This is a genomic window from Lysinibacillus odysseyi 34hs-1 = NBRC 100172 (assembly GCF_001591965.1).
Lineage (GTDB): Bacteria > Bacillota > Bacilli > Bacillales_A > Planococcaceae > Lysinibacillus_B > Lysinibacillus_B odysseyi.
The window spans coordinates 48,770-63,934 of record NZ_BCVX01000003.1 but is presented as its reverse complement, the minus strand read 5'-3'; the positions used below and the strand labels follow the sequence as shown (position 1 = coordinate 63,934).

16 protein-coding genes are annotated in these 15,165 nt (G+C 39.5%); 13 read left to right on the top strand and 3 right to left on the bottom strand.

The window, feature by feature from the left end:
- Positions 1 to 10: 10 nt before the first annotated feature.
- The 4 genes from BOD01S_RS05455 (at position 11) to BOD01S_RS05440 (ending at position 3,813) form a co-directional block, all read left to right on the top strand.
- On the top strand, positions 11 to 1,207 hold the full coding sequence (locus tag BOD01S_RS05455) for a diguanylate cyclase (RefSeq protein WP_036158687.1): 1,197 nt from the start codon (positions 11 to 13) through the stop codon (positions 1,205 to 1,207).
- Between the two features lie 137 nt (positions 1,208 to 1,344).
- Positions 1,345 to 2,325: a thymidylate synthase gene (locus tag BOD01S_RS05450; RefSeq protein WP_036158690.1), complete on the top strand. Its 981-nt coding sequence runs from the start codon at positions 1,345 to 1,347 to the stop codon at positions 2,323 to 2,325.
- Between the two features lie 497 nt (positions 2,326 to 2,822).
- Positions 2,823 to 3,353 (top strand): GrpB family protein, encoded by a 531-nt coding sequence (locus BOD01S_RS05445; protein WP_036158691.1) that lies wholly within the window; start codon positions 2,823 to 2,825, stop codon positions 3,351 to 3,353.
- Positions 3,354 to 3,480: 127 nt separating this feature from the next.
- Entirely contained in the window at positions 3,481 to 3,813 is a 333-nt protein-coding gene (locus BOD01S_RS05440) for a peptide ABC transporter permease (RefSeq protein ID WP_143815022.1), read from the top strand.
- 45 nt (positions 3,814 to 3,858) lie between these two features.
- Here BOD01S_RS05440 and BOD01S_RS05435 read toward each other — a convergent pair whose 3' ends face one another.
- Both BOD01S_RS05435 and BOD01S_RS05430 read right to left on the bottom strand, forming a co-directional pair.
- On the bottom strand, positions 3,859 to 4,611 hold the full coding sequence (locus tag BOD01S_RS05435) for a YqjF family protein (protein ID WP_052124993.1): 753 nt from the start codon (positions 4,609 to 4,611) through the stop codon (positions 3,859 to 3,861).
- Positions 4,612 to 4,708: 97 nt separating this feature from the next.
- Positions 4,709 to 5,110, bottom strand: coding sequence for a DUF2512 family protein (locus tag BOD01S_RS05430; RefSeq protein WP_036158693.1), 402 nt, complete (start codon positions 5,108 to 5,110; stop codon positions 4,709 to 4,711).
- Between the two features lie 202 nt (positions 5,111 to 5,312).
- Here BOD01S_RS05430 and BOD01S_RS05425 point away from each other — a divergent pair, with 202 nt between their 5' ends.
- The 3 genes from BOD01S_RS05425 (at position 5,313) to BOD01S_RS05415 (ending at position 8,331) form a co-directional block, all read left to right on the top strand.
- Positions 5,313 to 5,783 (top strand): DinB family protein, encoded by a 471-nt coding sequence (locus BOD01S_RS05425; RefSeq protein WP_036158698.1) that lies wholly within the window; start codon positions 5,313 to 5,315, stop codon positions 5,781 to 5,783.
- Positions 5,784 to 6,221: 438 nt separating this feature from the next.
- A complete protein-coding gene (folA, locus tag BOD01S_RS05420; protein WP_036158706.1) occupies positions 6,222 to 6,692 on the top strand; it encodes a type 3 dihydrofolate reductase in 471 nt (156 codons plus the stop codon).
- A gap of 604 nt (positions 6,693 to 7,296) precedes the next feature.
- Positions 7,297 to 8,331, top strand: coding sequence for a hypothetical protein (locus BOD01S_RS05415; protein ID WP_036158708.1), 1,035 nt, complete (start codon positions 7,297 to 7,299; stop codon positions 8,329 to 8,331).
- 46 nt (positions 8,332 to 8,377) lie between these two features.
- Here BOD01S_RS05415 and BOD01S_RS05410 read toward each other — a convergent pair whose 3' ends face one another.
- Positions 8,378 to 9,004, bottom strand: coding sequence for a hypothetical protein (locus BOD01S_RS05410; protein ID WP_036158711.1), 627 nt, complete (start codon positions 9,002 to 9,004; stop codon positions 8,378 to 8,380).
- 140 nt (positions 9,005 to 9,144) lie between these two features.
- On the opposite strand from BOD01S_RS05410, the gene BOD01S_RS05405 reads away from it, so the two are divergent.
- From BOD01S_RS05405 to BOD01S_RS05380, 6 genes are all read left to right on the top strand, one after another.
- Positions 9,145 to 9,822 (top strand): response regulator transcription factor, encoded by a 678-nt coding sequence (locus tag BOD01S_RS05405; RefSeq protein ID WP_036158714.1) that lies wholly within the window; start codon positions 9,145 to 9,147, stop codon positions 9,820 to 9,822.
- Positions 9,815 to 11,209, top strand: coding sequence for a sensor histidine kinase (locus BOD01S_RS05400; RefSeq protein ID WP_244887284.1), 1,395 nt, complete (start codon positions 9,815 to 9,817; stop codon positions 11,207 to 11,209). The genes BOD01S_RS05405 and BOD01S_RS05400 overlap by 8 nt, the downstream gene beginning before the upstream one ends.
- 63 nt (positions 11,210 to 11,272) lie before the next feature.
- The gene (locus BOD01S_RS05395) at positions 11,273 to 12,163 is read left to right on the top strand and encodes a peptidylprolyl isomerase (protein WP_158212481.1); all 891 of its coding nucleotides are present in this window, start codon (positions 11,273 to 11,275) and stop codon (positions 12,161 to 12,163) included.
- Between the two features lie 235 nt (positions 12,164 to 12,398).
- Positions 12,399 to 12,719, top strand: a complete 321-nt coding sequence (locus BOD01S_RS05390; RefSeq protein WP_036158721.1) for a heme oxygenase — start codon at positions 12,399 to 12,401, stop codon at positions 12,717 to 12,719.
- Between the two features lie 266 nt (positions 12,720 to 12,985).
- Entirely contained in the window at positions 12,986 to 14,056 is a 1,071-nt protein-coding gene (locus tag BOD01S_RS05385) for a mechanosensitive ion channel family protein (RefSeq protein ID WP_036158722.1), read from the top strand.
- Between the two features lie 96 nt (positions 14,057 to 14,152).
- A complete protein-coding gene (locus tag BOD01S_RS05380) occupies positions 14,153 to 14,989 on the top strand; it encodes a DegV family protein (RefSeq protein ID WP_036158725.1) in 837 nt (278 codons plus the stop codon).
- Positions 14,990 to 15,165: the final 176 nt, after the last annotated feature.

Below are 15,165 nucleotides of genomic sequence, written 5' to 3'. Positions count from 1 at the left end.
AAATGTTCGGATGGTATATAGGAATGAGGCGTATTATATTAAAAAAGCTGCTGTTGAACATAACTTGAAAAAGATAACTCTAGTAAGCAAAGTTACTTCTGGCATTGTAGCCTTTTTGTTAGTACTGGAATGCTTCTTTTGGATGGCAAATGGAAAAGGGGCGGGGAATGAGCTACCTATTATTGTATGGTCTTATTTGCTCATGCTTGTATTTAATTTCCTCTGCTATTATTTTACCCAAATAAAACGCATAGCTGTTGAAAGGGAAAACTTGCTTCAGCTAGATAGGCTGATCGGTATGTACATCTTTGCGTTAAATAGCTTTGGCGTATTGATTTCACTTTCAGATCAATCGACATATAATCATCTCATGATCTATACATTGATCATGCTTGTCAGCTGCTCATTTTTTGTTCTGAATAAGAAACAGTTCCTCATTCCGCTTGGTATAGCTTTGACTGGTCTTTTGTACGGCCTTTATAACATGAATGGGAACTCAGATCTTTATCAAAGTCAATTGCTGTATTTACTCATCCTGTTTCCTGCAGGCTATTTTTTGTCACGCTCATTCTACCATTCCTTCAAGCGCTCGGTCATTATGCAGGCAGAGCTGAAAAATGAAGTAGAAATAACACGTAAACTGTCAAAGCAGCTGCGGGAAGCAAATCGTATGCTGGAGATCCAGGCTTCACTAGATCCATTGACAAATGTGTATAATCGCCGAGCTGTTACAAACTATATAGAATACCTAGAAAATAAGATATGTGAGGAGCCGTATTGTCTCTCTTCCGTTCTCCTCGATATTGACTATTTTAAACTTTATAATGATACATATGGACATACGATGGGCGATGAAGCGCTGCGAAAAATAGGCCGCGTCCTGTGTGACGTAGCTGAAAAATATAATGTGTTTATTGCTCGGTGGGGCGGCGAAGAGTTTGCAATCTTGATTTTAGAGGGAGATAACAGGGTCAATAGAATTTGCGAGGAAATTATCAAAAAGGTACACGGTCTTCAGATTGAACATAAGTCCTCACCGGTTGATAGCATCATTACAGTTAGTATAGGGGCCTATACACAGTCGATATATCAAAAGGAAGATATTGTTGTTTGTATCGACCAAGCTGATGAGGCTCTATATAATGTAAAAAATAATGGCCGGAATGCATTCGGTCATAAAATAATATCCAATGAGAGTCTGTCGTAAGGCAGACTTTTTTCCTTGTGCAAAAATGGTATTGTACAGGCAACTGGTGTCTTGAGAAAGAACCGGAAGAAGCATTTCTTTCACAACCCCATTGTTATATAATGAGACCGATATAAAATAGTGAGGTGGTTAGCGAAATGGACAAACATCCAGAACGAGCTTATTTAGATCTTCTAGATGAAATCTTGACAAATGGCATTAAAAAAGAAGACCGCACTGGAACAGGTACGCTTAGTATTTTCGGATATCAAATGAGATTTGATTTATCAAAGGGGTTTCCGCTGCTTACTACAAAGCGTGTACCGTTTAAATTAGTGGCAAGCGAACTGCTTTGGTTTATTAAGGGAGATACAAATATACGATATTTATTGGAGAATAATAATCATATATGGGACGAGTGGGCATTTAAGAAATGGGTGGAATCGGATGAATACCAAGGTCCGGATATGACTAATTTCGGCCGCCGCTGTCTTGTTGATGAGGAATTCAACAAGCTGTACCAGGCTGAATTGGATAGCTTCTGCGAGCGGGTGCTGCATGATGATGATTTTGCAGCGAAGTACGGAGATCTTGGTAACGTGTACGGGAAACAATGGCGTAACTGGACAACTTCCGATGGACAAACAATTGATCAATTGCAGGACGTGATTGATCAAATCAAAAATAATCCTGATTCGCGTCGCATCATCGTAAATGCGTGGAACCCGGAAGATGTAATTAATGCAGGGGGTAAGGGAAGTAAAGCCGCTTTACCACCTTGCCATGTCATGTTCCAATTTTATGTGGCAGAAGGCAGGCTGAGCTGTCAGTTAATGCAGCGCAGTTTGGATACACTGCTTGGATGTCCATTTAATATCGCCTCATATGCTTTACTTACACATCTGATCGCTCATGAGTGCGGGCTCGAGGCAGGGGATTTTATCCACAGTATAGGAGATGCCCATATTTACTTAAATCATATTGAACAAGTAAAAGAGCAACTGTCGCGTGAGCCGAGAGAGCTGCCGATGCTGCGTATTAATCCGGCCAAACAGTCAATATTTGAGATGGAACTGGAAGACTTGACGATTGAAGGATATAAACCGCATCCAACCATTAAAGCGCCAATCGCGGTTTAAACAAAAATAGATGTTAAAAAATGGCTTCCCGGCTGCAGACCGGAGAGCCATTTTTCTATTGTGGCGCTTTTTCATTCACCAACATCGCCATTAGCTGCAATCGCTTATCCAGAAAAAGGAACGGATTTTTTTATCAAAACATCCTTTACCTCCGCTTCTTTTTCCGTTTCCAGCGACTCGGGATAGGAGAAGGTTACTCTGTTTTTTCTTTAACCCGGAGATTGGGGTGGAGCCTTTTCCCACTATAGGAGTATTTGTCAAAGTGCCTGGATTCAATAGGATACTTTAGATAATTAAAGTTTTTCTTTTTATCGGCTTCACATTTTAAATAAGTTATATTCTCGCCTGAAGATTTAAGTGTTGTAACAAAGATACTCGCTTATGTAAAATTAAGTAAATATAAAATTCGTTCGAAATAGGAGGTATTCATTTAGTGAAAGTGCGGGTTTTTTATGCATAAAAGCTAGAGCACGATGTTTTCAAAATGGAGGGAAGTTATGAAACTAAGGCTGTCAGAATACCAGACACTATGGAAGAATGCGTATGAGCAGGAAATTCACCTTCTAAAAACACTTTTTGAAGAGGAGGTTATCAAATTCGAGCACTTTGGCAGTACTGCGATACCCGGAATGATAGCAAAGCCTGTTATCGATATTATCTGTATAGTAGCCGACATTGAGAAAGTTGATGCCAGCAATAAGCAGTTAAGTTTACTAGGATATGAAGCAGCGGGCGAATGGGGAATTGATGGCAGACGTTTATTCCGTAAGGGAGGGAATGAGCGTACACATCATCTGCATTGTTATCAGGCGGGGAACCCTCATATTGACCGGCACCTTATTCTCCGGGACTATCTGATTGCTCATCAAGAAGAAGCAGAGAGCTACAGCAGCTTCAAAAAAAATCTAGCAAAGCAATTTGATACAACGGCAGAATACAGTGCTGCTAAGAAGGTATTTGTCGCTGAAATGGAAAAGAGGGCGATGCAATGGTATGGCAATAATAGGAGAAAGTATTGGTTAAGTTAGGGAAACCTTGGAAGGAAAGATGCATCTATATAATTGGAAGGTAGAGAGTGTAGAAGAAGTTTTTACTGCAACGATTAATTTTAGGACTAGGATAAGATGGGGATATTGCTGTCAGGAGGGGGAAGCTGTGAGTATTTCAGAAGTTATTATACCACTAGGCATTTATAGTGGGTTATTAGTTTTCTTTATGGTGCTGAGTGCGAGGAAACGATCTACAGCCATTGGAAAGGTTCTGTTAATAAGTATGTTCTATTTAGGCGCAGCCGCTGTCCTTTGGGAAGGCTATAAGTCAGAAGAACACCATATAAATGATCACAGCGGCTACCCGCCGATCAGTTTCACAAAAGAAGCTGTACTTTTTGAGGTGGTTTTTACAATCTATACCATTCTCCTTTTATGGGTTGTTTGGATTATAAATAGTAGAAAAACCCGTAAAAGTAACGTGATATCTGATAAGTGAAAAAAGGAAAGCGCATGAAGGAGCAGTGCGTTTTCCTTAGAATATCTAATCAGCTAGCTTTTCGCCGCCTAATACTACAGGGACGGGAGGAAAGTATTTTGTTTTCATAAAAGTTGAATAGTGTGCAAGCGGATAATTGTCATCTTTCGGAAACTGGATAAAAGGTGCCATTGTATTATGCTCGATATGAAATTCGACAGCGTATAAATCCCATTCCGGGTGTGTAATATCCATTCGATATAAGGAATTTTTAGGTTTTCGCCAAAATGTAAATCTATCGGTCAGGAATCTATCGATCTCTTGTTTTCTTATCATTTTATCGAGGTTTGGCTTAAAACCGACAGTGAAAGATTCTGGCGCTTCATCTTCTTCAAGTCTATGGCTGGAAAAGGCAAATCGCCCATCCTTTTCAATGTAGTCTACAGCGGCTTTTCGATAAGGAAGAAAATCGCCGATTGTAGTAAGTGAGACGACAAAGTCACTGTCTGCATCAAGGCTAAAGAAATAAATGCCTGGTTTCTTCCCGTGTTTTACATAAGTCCGTACATTTAGTTCAGGGAAATTACACGCAGGAGGAAAAGGCGGCATTAGGCGGGGTCTCGACTCCCCTACCGTAAACAGAACAAGACTAATCCAAGCCGTGTCATTGTATAAATCAAGCTCTAGCTCGTCAGGGATATGCATTCTAAGCTCTTCCGCAGAAACAGGCCAATGTAAAAACAAAACATTTTCCCAGTCCTGAGTCATTAACCAGCTGTTTTCTTTATGGTTATTATACGGTGTTGTTCTTTGGTCCATTGTATACACCTCTTTTTTATTTTCTTCTTAATAGAAACCCACCCAGGATATGGCCCCCAGGTGGAAGTGTTTCTATAAGAGAGCATGATAAGTAAGATTAATAATGCTCGCTTTTTTCAGGAAATACGTTTTTATCTAAATAAATATGGAAAACCCATTCTCCAAAGCCGATGATTAGTGTGGAAATTACAGCTGCGCCGACAATATTTATGTCGTCTTTAAAAAGTAAATCACCTAATAACCAGATAATGAGAAATGCTACGACGAGGTCGCTGCCTGTTCCAATAATATTTCGTTTATATTGGTCATTGTTTCGATTGGCATCATTCCCGGCCTTGCGGAAAATAACCAAGTCTCCTAGTAAATAGGCTGCTAGAGTTAGTACTATACTAATAATAAGTGTACTAGTAAATGAGCCATCAAAAATAATCGTATGGATAAACGTTAGGACAGCCAAAATCATGACAAATTTGATTGCTATAGCTTTCACATGTTGCATTATCGAATCCTCCTTTGTCTTTTATTTAGTGTCATAATTGCCTTTTAGACGGAAGGTAAACCTATTGAATCTAAATCATTCGAAAAAAGAGTCAGAAATACCTAGCGGATTCCGTGAATTTTTGAAATATTGTTTTTATAGATTAATTTACTATTTTATAAAAACATCTATCAATTCTCCTTAATAGAGAAGAGGTGAAGAAATGGAGCAAAAGCGACATATTGTAGAATTGTACGAGCAAACAATCAATTGGGTGAAAGAACTGAAAGAGGTATCCGATGAACAGTGGAGAATGCCTGTTGCCCCAGGAAAGTGGACCATTGCCGAGGTAATTGGGCATCTCATTTTCTGGGACCTATTTGTATTGGAAAAACGTTTACCCTTTTTCTTTGAAAAGTGTATTCTACCGGCAAGTCCTAATGTGGACGTGACAAATAGATTAGCTAGTGAGGAAAGTAAAATAAAAACAAAGGAAGAGCTAATCATTTCCTTTGTAGCTACCCGTACAAAATTAGTATCGGCGATCAAAAAAATTCCGGATGAAAATTGGAACTCTCAACTTAGTCTCAAATCGAAAGAAATTACACTGATGGATTATTTTGCAGGTTTGCTGGACCATGATTGTCGACACTTCGACGAAATACGTGCAGCGCTTAGAAAGCATGGGAAATAGAAAAAATATCGATTGCTCCTTATTGTAAACAAATAGCTTATCAGAGGAAGCTTATCAAAAATGTTCAACACCTATCATCTTGCTCGATTAAAGTCAGATTTGTATATCCAATGATGATTCTTTTCTTTTTTTCCTCTATAGCTGGCTGAACATGATAAAATGGGGGTATTCAAAAATCATTTTAGGACGTTTTAACGGAATGGGAATATTGAAAATCGATAAAGGTGTAACGGTAAAATAATACTAAATAAAAAGTGATTGGACAGGATGGCGAATGGGAAAAGGTTTAGACAAAGAGGGATTTGTCTATACAATAGAATGATGCTCTTCGCTTTAAAAACTGTTTCCGGTTTGTAGATGGTTGGAAAACTATAACAAACTAATTCCTAAAGGATGAATAAAGACATACCGACTGTACGGTATAGAGGAGGCTTGCTGATGATTTCATTAATTGTAGCACATGATAAAAATCGGGTAATCGGCTTAAATAACAAGCTGCCGTGGCACTTACCTGGAGATTTGCAGTACTTTAAGGAAGTGACAATGCACAAGCCAATTATTATGGGACGTAAAACGTTCGAATCGATTGGCCGTCCATTGCCGGGACGACGAAATATTGTTGTCACACGTAATACAGGATATAGAGCCAATGATATCGAGACTGTGACAAGCCTGGAAGAGGCAATTAAAAGTGTCGGAGATGTCGAGGAAGTAATGATAATCGGCGGAGAGCAGATTTTTAAAGAGAGCATGGCGATAGCTGATCGGTTATATATTACGGAAATCGACCACGAATTCCAAGGGGATACCTATTTTCCTGACTACGGAGAATGGCGCCAAGTTAGCTGTCAGGAACCGCTATCAGCTCCAGAAGGCTATACATTCCGTTACTGCATTTATGAAAAATGATTAAATTATGGGGTTAGGACATAACTAAGTCATGCCTCTTATCGAAGGGTGAGTTGTCAGAGGCAACTCACCCTTCGTATTTTTTATATCAAGACCCCTTGTAGCGCGTACTTTCTTACATTTGCGGGGTCTTCAGTGGGAACAGCACAAGAGAAATATTCAGTTTTTCGTGCCTCCGCAAAAAAATTAGCTGTAGGTATGACCAAAAAAGCATTGACCGGAACGGAGAATAGCGGTTCCATAGAAAACAAAAGGCTACCATGAAGTGAAAAATTATACTTGCCCGCTATGATGCAGCTAGGATTTTGTCCCAGCCGCATTTTTTTATTATGGAAGGAATTATCCAGGCAAGGTATAGTGAAGGTAGTTGAATTAGTAAGTGAGGTTACTAAAATTGAAAAAGCTTATATTGAGTAGATCAATATAAGAATCATCGGGAAACCGTTTTAGCTATTGCGGATAAGGGAGAAGCGTATTTCAGGAAAGCGCTGCAGCTAGAGCGAGAAATGAACGAGCAGATATATGGCAAGCTGGCTATTAAAGACCTGAAGGAGCTCAAAGAAATTGTTGAAAAGCTATATCAGATTGTGTTGGAGGAGAAGCGATGATGGTCATTGAAAAAGGGAGACCGATATGGATTTCCCTGTTAATTATGGTACTGCTAAGCAATATTATGCTATACAATACACAGCTGGGAGTAAGCGTACTACCTGCTGAAACAAAAGGTGTGGTATTTGGCTCATTATTGGATTTGATTTTAGTTATGCCTCTTCTTTTTATGCTATCCAAGCGGAAGTTTTCCATTAAAACAGCTATCTTAACTGCTGCAACAGGTTGTATATTAGCGAGAATTCTCATTCCAAATGACATACTGAAGCCATTTATGGCAGTCACTTGGGCAGGTATTGCAATAGAAGTGATTGTTATTGCATTCGAACTTTTGTTAATCGTTATGTTTGTAAGATATTTACCGAGGATTTTGTCTTCCGTGAAGAAAAGTCTGCTTCCAATGAATTTCGCTTTCCCTGCAGCGGTTGATCGATATGTGAAAAAGAATCCTTTGGTTCAAGTGCTTTGCTCAGAATTATTTATGTTTTATTATGCTGTCTTTGCCTGGAAAAAGAAGGTGCCAGAAGGAATTTCGCTTCACAAAAACACCAGTTATATGGCTTTTATGCTAATGATTATTCATGGAATCGTTCTCGAAACACTAGGCCTTCACTGGTGGCTCCATGAAAAGTCAATGATTCTGTCGATTGTTCTTCTTGTACTTAACATTTATTCTGTTTTCTTCTTCTTAGCAGAAATGAATGCAGTACGTTTAAATCCAATCCACCTGACTGAGGATGCCATGTATATTTCATTTGGAATTTCTAAGCGGGCAAAAATTCTTTATGAGGATATTGAAATGATCATCGAAGAACATGAAGAGTTGGAGAAAAAGCTGCAAGCGGATACCCTTAGCTTTATAGCCCGCGAATTCGAAGATGGAAAACCGCAAATGATTCTTAAGCTGAAGCGGCCCGTTAAAGCCTCATTATTAATGGGGTTTGAAAAAGAGTATACAAAGATTGCCATCCGGTGTGATCAGCCTACAGAGCTAAAAATGGCCCTTCATCGCGGTATGTTAACGAAATAATAGGAGCCCGGTAGCTATAACGATTATAGCCACCGGGCATTTTTATTTATAATGCAGAAGACCTATTTTTATTAACTAAATATTGAGTGAAGCTGCTGTTGGCGTTTAATGCATCCAGTAAGCTGTTTTCTGTTTTACGTTCAGAAATAAAATGATCTAGGTTTGAAATATTATTCTGCATACGTGTAATTGTTTGCTGTACACCAAGTGATGGGCTATCTCCTGTTTTTTCAATATCTGTATTCAAATCATCTTCAAGCTTCATCTTGGTATTTGCCATCATACTCATTACCTGTGATTGCAGAGAAGAAGTCAGCATGTTACTAAAATAGTCACTTCCCGGAATTTGATGATCCATTCCTATTGGATTACCATCAAGAGAAGAAAAAGCGGAACCTGTTTTGCCCGCAGTAGCAGGTAAGGAATCGGCTAATAAATTCATGGAAGAATCATCCGAGAGCAGAGCTTGTACTAAACTCGTATTCGATGAGGATGAGAGAGCCGATAGAAGAGTACTTTCATTTGAGCGGGTACTCATTTCTGTTCCCGATAATGCGTTTAATAAGTAATTTGAAAAATTTGTATTGCCCGCCAAACTTGACTGAGTGGAAGAGGTCTTATTCAAAAGGCTGCTTCCATAGACGGATAAGATATTTGAAATGTCCATTGCCATCCGAGCACCTCCGTTAAAATATAAGCATTTTTCTATATTATACTTTTAAAATATAATGAACGAAAGCTATAATCCGTTGACTTATGATGGACATATTTACATGCTATACTGAACAAAAGTAAGCTGAAGGTGTGGGTAGGGTGACAAAAATATTAATTGTTGAAGATGAATTTGCAATCAGCCAAGTATTAAAAGCATATATAGTAAAGGAACAATATGAGGCAGTGCAATGTTTTACAGGGGAGGAAGCACTTTCTATGTTCAAACAGCACCAGCCGGATCTTGTTCTCCTCGATGTTATGCTCCCGGGAAAGGATGGATGGACGATCCTGAAGGAGATCAGGGCTGTTAGCGGCTGTCCCGTTATGATGCTGACAGCGCTCGGGGATGTAGAATACCGGCTTGGCGGATTTGATGGAGGGGCAGATGATTATGTTGTAAAGCCATTTATCGCTGATGAGGTAGTAGCCCGTATAAAGGCGGTGCTAAGAAGAAGTACGTCTCTGTCTACTTCAAGGCAAAAATTCGGCTCCCTTGAAATAGATTTTAATGGACATCTTGTGCTCTTGAATGGCGAAGAAATTCTCTTAACTCCAAGGGACTTGTCTGTACTTTTATTTTTAGCGGAGCATCCAAACCGGACATTTACACGTGACCAGTTGATCGAACATATATGGGGCTGGGATTATGAAGGAAGTGACCGTGCAGTCGACCTAGCTGTAAAGCGTCTTCGAAAGGCGCTTGCAGCATGGCCGGAAAATGAAGGAGAGATCCGCACATTACGCGGGGTAGGGTATCAATTCCATGTCTATGAATAAGAGCAAGATTTCCATGCTGACGTATTGGACAAGGAATTATGTATTAACGCTGGCGGTTGGGCTTGTCCTGTTGTTCGTTGTTTCGGCTCTCTGGATTCGCCATACAACTACAGAACACCGGGTTGAAATGATGGAGCTGATCGCAGAAGAGATGGTCAGCCGAATTACGAATATGGCAGCAGGTGTAGGACCGGAGCAGGTTGACCCCTATATTGACAGACGGGAAGCAGATTCCATGAGGGAAATTAACCCGATCGTCTATATAACCAATGCATCAGGAGAAGTAGTGACGACAAACCGGCCCTTTCCACCGGGGCTCTCCTTCGACTTTAAAAAGCTAATGGCAGATGATAGTAACACATTGCGGGTGAAAAATGATGGCAAGCTGTATACAATCATTAAGAGAAGTGTCACGATTGAAGAAAAGGTCGTAGGCTACGTATTCACTGTAGAGGCCAATGATAAACTGACTGCAGTAAAACAAGAGTACGGACTGCTTGCGCTAGTTATTTTTAGTATCGGCTTACTTGGATGGGGAGCTATTTATAAATTGTCCAAGCGTCTTTCAAAACCAATCCTTGATGTAGCCGCAGCAGCCAAGTTGATAGAAAAAGGTATTTATCAAATATCACTTCCTGAAGAGTTAAAAGAAAAGGAAGTAGATGAGCTGGTCACTTCATTTAAAGAAATGGTAATAAGGCTTGAACAGTTAGAAAAAACACGGACCGAGCTGCTGGCAGGTGTAACGCATGAACTAAAGACCCCTGTCACTTCTATCAGCGGTCTTTTGCAGGCAGTGAGAGATGATGTAGTAACAGGAGATGAAGCAAAGGCCTTTATTAAAATGGCTTTTGATGAAACGACAAAAATGAAGACTATGGTAGGAGACCTGCTTTCATTCAATTCGTTTGCTGTAGATGCTGTTCCTGTAAAAATGGAATTGTTTGAAGTGAATGAACTTCTGGAAGATATACTCCGTCCATGGAAGGCAACACATCCTCATATCAATCTGCATGTACATGTTCTGCCAATTAGGGAGGACATAGCTGTAGACCGGGTGAGATTTCAGCAGATTTTAGTGAATTTGCTTACAAATGCAGAGCAGGCAATGGACGAGAACGGGGAAATCCGTGTATCATTACAATTTATCGGTAATACCATTGCAGTGGATGTCCAGGATTTTGGCTGCGGTATTCCCGTAGAAGAACAGCCTCTTATATTTGAACGTTTTTATCGTGGGGATCAAAAGAAATACAAAGTGCGTGGTCTCGGACTTGGACTGGCATTGAGTAAGATGATGGCGCAGTCTATCGGCGGAGATTTGTCTCTGCTGGAAAGTTCAGAAAAGGGAACAACTTTCCGATTGACTATCCCGCAAACAGTTTGACGTATGCCCGACACATTAACTAGGTACAATATAAGAGAAATACATTGGTTGGAGGAAATGAAAATGAATCAGAAACGTTTCAAGAAAATAGTGAAATTGGTGGCAGCACCAATCGTTCTATCCGCTTTTTTAGTTGGATGTTCCGACGGGGGAGACTCTCGGACTGTAGCAACAGTTAATAAGGAAAAAATTACTGAAGGCGAATTAAATAAATTATTGCAAAGCCAATACGGCTCAACAGCACTGGATTCACTTATAACAAATAAAATCGTGGAATTAGAAGCAAAAAAACTGGATATTAAAGTATCCGATAAAGAAATAGCAGAGGAATACAAAACATACACTGAGTCCTACGGTGGAGAAGAAGCGCTGCTGAAAAGTCTGGAAAGCTATAATATGACGAAGAAAGATGTCGAAAAAGATATTAAGAATTACTTATTGACGCTAAAAGTGATGGAAGATTATATCGATGTAACGGATGAAGATGTGAAAGCCTACTACGAGGAGAATAAAGAAAGCTTTAATACCGAAGAGCAGGTGCAAGCAAGTCATATTCTTGTTGAAGATGAAGCAACAGCAAATGAAGTAATTAAAAAATTGAATGCTGGAGAGGATTTTGGGGAGCTAGCCCATGAATACTCAACAGATACAGTCAGTGCCGAAAACGGCGGAGAATTAGGATACTTCAGCAAAGGCCAAATGGTTGAAGAGTTCGAAAATGCTGCCTTTGCCATGAAGGTTGGGGAAGTAAGCAAGACACCAGTCAAGACAGAACATGGTTACCATATTATAAAAGTAACGGATAAAAAGGCAGCGGTAAAAGCGAACTTTGAATCAGCGAAGGAAGAAGCGCGTAAGAAATTGGTTGAAGAGCGTGTGAACGAACAATATCAAGCGTGGGTAGAAGAAAAAATGAAAGAATACGATATCAAAACTACTCTGTTTGAGAAATAAAGTACGTTTCTCTTATATGAAAGGGCTCGCCATTTTAATTGGACGAGCCCTTTATTATAAGGATGATAGATGCGATATTTCTATACTTAGGATTAAAAAGTCATCCCTATTATTTTTGTTTTCTACTAGAGGGGTTTAATAGTTGCACCACTGTCACATATGTGATTTAATGAAAATGAATGATCATATTTCTCAATATAAGCAGATAACTTCCACATAAGGAGATGTGTTTACGATGATTACAGTTACAAACAGAATGCATGTAAAAAAAGGGATGGGAGAAAAAATGGCGCCTATGTTCACAAAGCCGGGTCCATTACAAACATTTGAAGGCTTCCATCGTGTAGAAGTATTAGTTTCAACACAATTTGAAGATTATGATGAGATGAATGTAGTAATGTATTGGGATAATGAACAATCGTTTGGGGCATGGCGTGAATCAGATGCTTTTAAACAAGCGCATAAACGTCCTGATGGCGGAGAGCCGAATCCGGATTCTCCAATGATTAAGAGCCAAAATATTATCGCAAAAGTAGTAGCAGAAATTTCAAAATAAGATGCAAAAGGTGGATTGCTGTTTAAGCAGTCCACTTTTTTTGTGCACAAGTAAAAACAATGTAAATCATCGAAGCAAGGAAGAAAGCTGTATAAAACAGGCATATTAATGAAAGTAAACGCTGAAAAATATCAAAGAAAGATGAAAGTAATATATTTTGTTCACAATAAAGGAGATATTTAGGTCTTTTTGAATGTGATTAATTGTGAAAACCTATGTGGTCATGCTATGATTCATACGCATTCTTGTTAGAGTAGGTGAATTTAATGTGGGAATCCTTCCATTGGCTGCTGCCGAATATTGAGCCGCCGACATGGACAGATGGGATTATAGCTATCGTTATTGTCATAGCGGGCTTTTTCATCCAAAGATATATAATGAAGCCGGGTATTGCCTTTTTGGGCCGTTTTGTTAGAGATAATGGAAGTCCGGTAATTGCCGATATTCTTGAGCAGTTCAGCACGGCAATTCGTCGTGCATTTATGGCGATGCTTATTATTTTAAGTTTGTCGGTATTAGTGGAAACATGGCTGTTTACTTATCCATCAACGAAGAATTTCTTTTTATCGCTGATGTTTTACTATGCTTTCAAAGGAATTAATGACGTACTGACATTTTACTTAAAAAATCCCGAGCGTGTACATACGGGAAAGGATCAGGATTTATTAACACCTTTCTTTTTACGTATTAGTAAAGTGCTGATCATGATTATTGCGATGTTTTCCATCGCCTCATTGTGGAATTTTAATATTAACGGCTTCCTCACAGGAATCGGCCTTACAGGGGTAGCGATTGCATTTGGGATCCGCGATACACTTGGGCATTTGTTCGGTGGGATGAGTGTTGCTCTGGACAAGCCTTTTCAAATCGGCGATTGGATTGCGACAGAGGATAACAAAATTGATGGAATAGTAGAGGATATCAACCTGCGCAGCACACTCATCCAGACGGGTGATAAAGGTCTTGTATATGTGCCAAATGCCTATTTGGTAAACCGGCCGATTTATAATTTAAGTAAACGTACCAAGCGTAAATGTGAACAATATTTTTACGTATCCTCGACTAATCAAGAGGACCAGCTTCGTGCTCTTGTAGAAAAAATACGCAAACAAATTACGCTTCATCCCCAAATAGAAAAGGATATCATTCATGTAGCTATTGATGACTTCAAACCAGGGTCCTACCGCCTGTTTATCCGGTATCATGTTACGACAAATGATACGGGAGTTATGCTGATGATAAAGCAGGATATAGTATTTTTGTGCAAACATTTATTTGATGAATTTGCTATAGAGTTGGTGCCTGAAACAAATGAATTATGGCTTAGACAGGAGTGAAATATCTAATTCTCTGAAGCTGATGACACTTGTCATATTGAATGGGAATATTAAACTACATATAATAAAGTGAAGAGAATAAAGGATGTGTCAACAATGATTCATATTGTAACGGATTCAACTTGTGATTTAACTAAAGCAGAATTTGAAAAGTATCAAATACATGTCGTCCCACTTACAATCCAAATTGACGGAAAAACGTATGTGGATGGTATAGATATTGAACCGGCATCATTTTTACAGCTGATGGAGGGTGCCGAAGAATTACCAAAGTCCTCTCAGCCGGCTCCTGGAAAATTTAAGGAATTATATGACGAGCTTGGGAAAGATGGCGATCCGATTATTTCAATCCATATGACAGGCGGAATGAGCGGTACCTTCCAATCGGCCCAACAAGCGGCAGAGATGACAGATTCCAATGTGACAGTCATTGATTCTCGCTATATTGCATGGGCTTTAGCCTTTCAAGTACGTGAAGCGGCAATCGTACGGGATGCTGGTGGAACAGTGGAGGAGATTGTAGCGCGTGTAGACGAAGTCCGTAAAAATACACGTCTTTTTGTAGTGCTCGATACTCTTGAAAATATGGTGAAGGGCGGCCGCATTGGAAAGGGTAAGGCGATGTTCGGTTCTTTGCTGAATATTAAACCGATCGGCAGCTTGGACACAGGAGAGTTTACACCTGTTTCCAAAGCACGCAGTCATAAGCAGGTTGTGAAATATTTATTTGAACAATTCCAGAAGGACACAGCAGGCAAAACCGTAAAAGGTGTAGGATTATCGCATGCAGAGGGATTACAAACAATGGGGAATCCATTATTAGAGCTAGTGAAGGAAACGGGCTTCACTAACATAGATATTGCGTTTACATCCCCTATTATTAGCACACATACAGGTCCGGGAGCAATTGGCTTCATGTACTATGCGGAATAAGTAATAGAAGGCTGAGATAAGCTTTTTATAATATAGCTCGTTTACTGAGCTTTTGCTAGCGCTTATTATTTAGAGAGTATCATTTTTCTTGGAGGACAAGAGATTGATGCTCTTTTTTCATTGAATAGTATTTTTACATATTAAATAACCGTATAATTATTCGATATTTGTTATAG